General features: G+C 43.7%; 4 protein-coding genes. 2 read left to right on the top strand and 2 right to left on the bottom strand.

Going from position 1 to position 3,571, the window contains the following annotated elements:
* Together ACR2F7_RS10300 and ACR2F7_RS10295 are read left to right on the top strand one after the other, a co-directional pair.
* Positions 1 to 319 (top strand): hypothetical protein (locus tag ACR2F7_RS10300; RefSeq protein ID WP_432713486.1); only part of this gene is annotated, 319 nt, incomplete at its 5' end.
* A 60-nt stretch (positions 320 to 379) separates the two neighbouring features.
* Positions 380 to 532 carry a hypothetical protein gene (locus ACR2F7_RS10295; protein WP_432713485.1) on the top strand — a complete coding sequence of 51 codons (153 nt, stop codon included), beginning with the start codon at positions 380 to 382 and terminating at the stop codon, positions 530 to 532.
* Positions 533 to 641: 109 nt separating this feature from the next.
* On the opposite strand, the gene ACR2F7_RS10290 is transcribed toward ACR2F7_RS10295, so the two are convergent.
* Together ACR2F7_RS10290 and ACR2F7_RS10285 are read right to left on the bottom strand one after the other, a co-directional pair.
* Entirely contained in the window at positions 642 to 3,209 is a 2,568-nt protein-coding gene (locus ACR2F7_RS10290) for an ATP-binding response regulator (protein ID WP_432713484.1), read from the bottom strand.
* 54 nt (positions 3,210 to 3,263) lie between these two features.
* Positions 3,264 to 3,571, bottom strand: a 308-nt coding sequence (locus ACR2F7_RS10285) for an FAD-dependent oxidoreductase (RefSeq protein WP_432713483.1), incomplete at its 5' end; no start/stop codon positions are given.

The following is a 3,571-nucleotide window of genomic DNA, read 5'->3' as shown; positions in this document are numbered from 1 at the left end:
TTTTAATGACGACGACCGCAGGGACTTTTTAATGTTTTTAAAGAATTTGATTCATATAGAAAACCCAGAAATAAATCTTAAATTTAATACAGAAATCGAAAAACTAACAAAAGGAGAAATTGAAATGGGAAATGTAGAAAGTATAACTGAACTCCTGCAACGTGAGAGCAGAAGGGAGGGCAGAGAAGATGCATTACTTCTAGTAGCCTTAAGATTAAAACAAAAAGGCGTAGACTTTTCAATTATTGCTGAGTCTACAGGTCTAAGCTTTGCAGAAATTGAAGAATTAAAATCCGATGAAAATAAAGCAGCCGACTAATTTCATCAAAACAAAAAATTAAGTCAAGAATTTACTGAATCTGATAAAAGGAGAAATGAAATGGGAAATGTAGAAAGTATAACTGATGTGATCATTAGGGAAAGTATTATTGAAGGTTTAGAACAAGCTAAAGAACAAGTTACAGCACAGGTTACAGCACAAGTACAGCACAGGTTACTGAACAAGTTCGAGATGAAACGACGTTTCAAATAGCCATTAAAATGAAAAAAACAGGCTATGCCTTCTCAGAGATCGCTAAAATTACAGGTCTCACCCTAAAAAAAATTGAAGAATTAGATTCAAATGAAAATGAAGCAGCCGACTAAACCATAGCAGCGCTAACCACCTCAACAACTCTTTGCAGCTTGTCACAAAGCCCTGCAATCCTATCATGCTGCGCCTTACTTAATAAAACCTCCGAAGCCCTCATTTCATTCACTTCAATTTCCATCATTCTAAAAGCAGTGCCTAAATCACGGCTACCCATTTGCGCCAGTCTGCCAGCCAACCTGTGCAGCAATAAAGAAACTTCCTCCAGGTCACCAGCCCTTAAGCCCTTGAGCAACTGCTCCCTATCATGCTGACAATCTATAGAAAACCGGTTCAACAACATATTGAACTGCTCATGGTCACCAAAAGTCATTTTCTCCAAATAACTGGGATCAAATAATACTTCCTCCTCCATCATTTCCTGGTCAATATGGTGGTTATTTCCCACAACCACAGGTACAGCACTGGCCTCACCCAAAAGATCCGTTTCCCTGTTAAAGATGCTGAGCAAATCACTTTCACGGAAAGGCTTCCTGATTAAACCATCAAAACCACCAGCCAATAAAGAAGCCCTTTCCTCAGGTAAAACCTGTGCCGTCATGGCGAATATTTTCACGGAAGGACCAACCTTCAGGCGCATCGCTTTACACAATTCCAGTCCTGATAATTTAGGCATGCGGATGTCCATCAGCAGAAACTGAACCGCAGGATCCCATTCCGTATTTAACATGGCCTCAGGATCATTGAAACAGCGGAAGTTAAACTTTTTCTTTTTAAAGATCAGGCTGCAGAGGTCAAGAATCAGCTGATCGTCATCTACCACCCAGACCGTATTTTCAAGGGTCTGCAATAAATGCGCTGGCCTGCCAATTTCGGTTACCGGTGCCTGTGCAACCATAAAAGTGAGGTAGAAAGTAAAATTACTGCCCTGACCTTTTTTACTCTTCACATAAATCCGCCCGCCCTGGTTTTCCACTAAGGACTTCACAATGCTCAAGCCCAGACCTGCACCTGTTTGGTTGACGATAGGCTGTTCCGGTGTTTCTGCCTGCTCAAACTCATTAAAAATACGCTGACTTTCGCTCTCCGTTAAACCGATGCCCGTATCTTTCACGCTAAAGGTAAAGTGCACCTGGTCGCCCTGCCTTTTAAAGAAAGTATGAAACTCCACCTCCCCTTGCAGGGTAAACTTAATGGCATTGCTCAATAAATTAAATAAGATTTGTTTAAGGCGGAAGGGATCACCAGTCAGCCAATCCACGTTCTCAAGGTCAAGGCGGGTCACCATGCGCAGTGCTTTTTTCTCCGCCTGGGGGGCAACAATTTTCAGTACCTCATCCAGCAGCGCCCGCATGCTAAACACCTGGTTGATGAAAGTAAATTTCCCTGAAATCAGCCTGTTATAATCTAAAATCTCGTTTACAATCTGCAGCAGGTGCTCCGAGGAGTGATAGATGGCATCAATATCTTTTGTATCCGGTTTCTCCTGGTTCCTGATGATTTCCGCATAACCGATGATCGATTGCAAAGGGGTTCTAATCTCATGACTCATGTTAGATAAAAAGCGCTGTTTCGCTTTCCCATGGTATTCCGCTTCTTCCGTTGCCGCTTCAAGTTCCTTACGGTACTGGTTACTGCGGGTAATATCCGTTAAAATCAAAAACAAGAGCAGCACCATCAGCAAGAAAAATACCACCATAATGATGGTCATCTGCTTAATACCCGTATTGACCACATTTTTTGCCTGCACACTGTTGTCCTCAATCTGGCCTACCGCTTCGCGTTCCACCTTGCGCAAAATATCGAGCATCTGGATAATGAGCAGGTTATTGGCCTCGGCTAACACCGCTTCCCGGGCAACAAACTTGCGGCTTTTCTGCTGCTGGGCCCTTTCCATGGCCCTTAAGGTTTTTTCCACACCCTTCACCATTTTCCCTTCCGAAGAAAGGGCTATGGTATCGCGCTTCACATTCTCCTCATTGGTAATCCTGAAAGCAGCGTCAGCATCCTCCTCAATCTTCTTTTTACCAAAGAGCTTATTGAAAAATCCCCGCGGTTTCTCCTCACTGGGCACTACCGTAGTGGTGGTGGTGCGTCGTTCAGAAGTAACCACCGTACTATCCGCCTGCAGCCCATTTTTAGACACCATGTCGTTAAACTTTTGCAGCTGCGAAGAAAAGCTCTTGTCATTCACCAGTTTTTCCCTTACCTTCAGGTAGTTCACAAACTGCTTATCACGTACGGTCAGTAATTTATGGATCGAAGCAATACGCTCCAATTGAATAGAATCGCCAACATATTGAGCACTCAGCGTGTCGAGCACCTTGCGGATCTGGGCAGATTCCTTAAAGAAAGTTTTATATTTTCCGGGATCGTTGAAAGCAGAATTCTTCTGCGTCTGATCAAGGCCGGCAATTTGTCGCGACAGGCCATTCACCAGGCGGAGTCTTTCATTGGGAGCTGACATTTGCTCCACTGTGTCCAGCATTTCTTTGAAAGCAACTTTACTCGTTGCCCAGGCTAACAACAGGGCAGAGCAAGCTAAAAAAAGTGCTAATATCACTTTCCCTTTGGTTGCTCTAATCACCTTCGGCCGGGGCACACTATTCATCTCCATCATCAAGCTGCATAATTTACAAAAATACAGAAATAATGATGCCAGATTCCGGTAAAATTATGCTATCAATGGTACTTCCTGTGTTTTTCCTTCATAGGCGGCAGGATTTAAAAACACATCGCGCAAGTTACGGCCAAAAGCAAGGTGTTGAGCCACTTCCAAAGAACGCTCTGCATAGAAGCCTTCAAAAGCATCCGCTAAGGGCAAATTATCCTGCTGTACCATTAACAGCATATCGGCCAAAGTTTTTGCATCCACCATGGCATTAGTTGTTCCCGCACTGGTAAAAGGAAGGGCCAGGTGAGCAGCATCCCCTATTACCGCCACATTCTGGTGATGAAATCGCGGCAGCAGGTCAAAATCAC

This window comes from Pedobacter sp. (assembly GCF_045628745.1).
GTDB lineage: Bacteria > Bacteroidota > Bacteroidia > Sphingobacteriales > Sphingobacteriaceae > Pedobacter.
This window is presented reverse-complemented; position numbering and strand designations above follow the sequence as displayed.

Bases quoted from the DNA above. Each gene is read 5' to 3' on its own strand.
- ACR2F7_RS10295 (WP_432713485.1), top strand. From the start codon at position 380: ATGGGAAATGTAGAAAGTATAACTGATGTGATCATTAGGGAAAGTATT.
- ACR2F7_RS10290 (WP_432713484.1), bottom strand. From the start codon at position 3,209: ATGATGGAGATGAATAGTGTGCCCCGGCCGAAGGTGATTAGAGCAACC.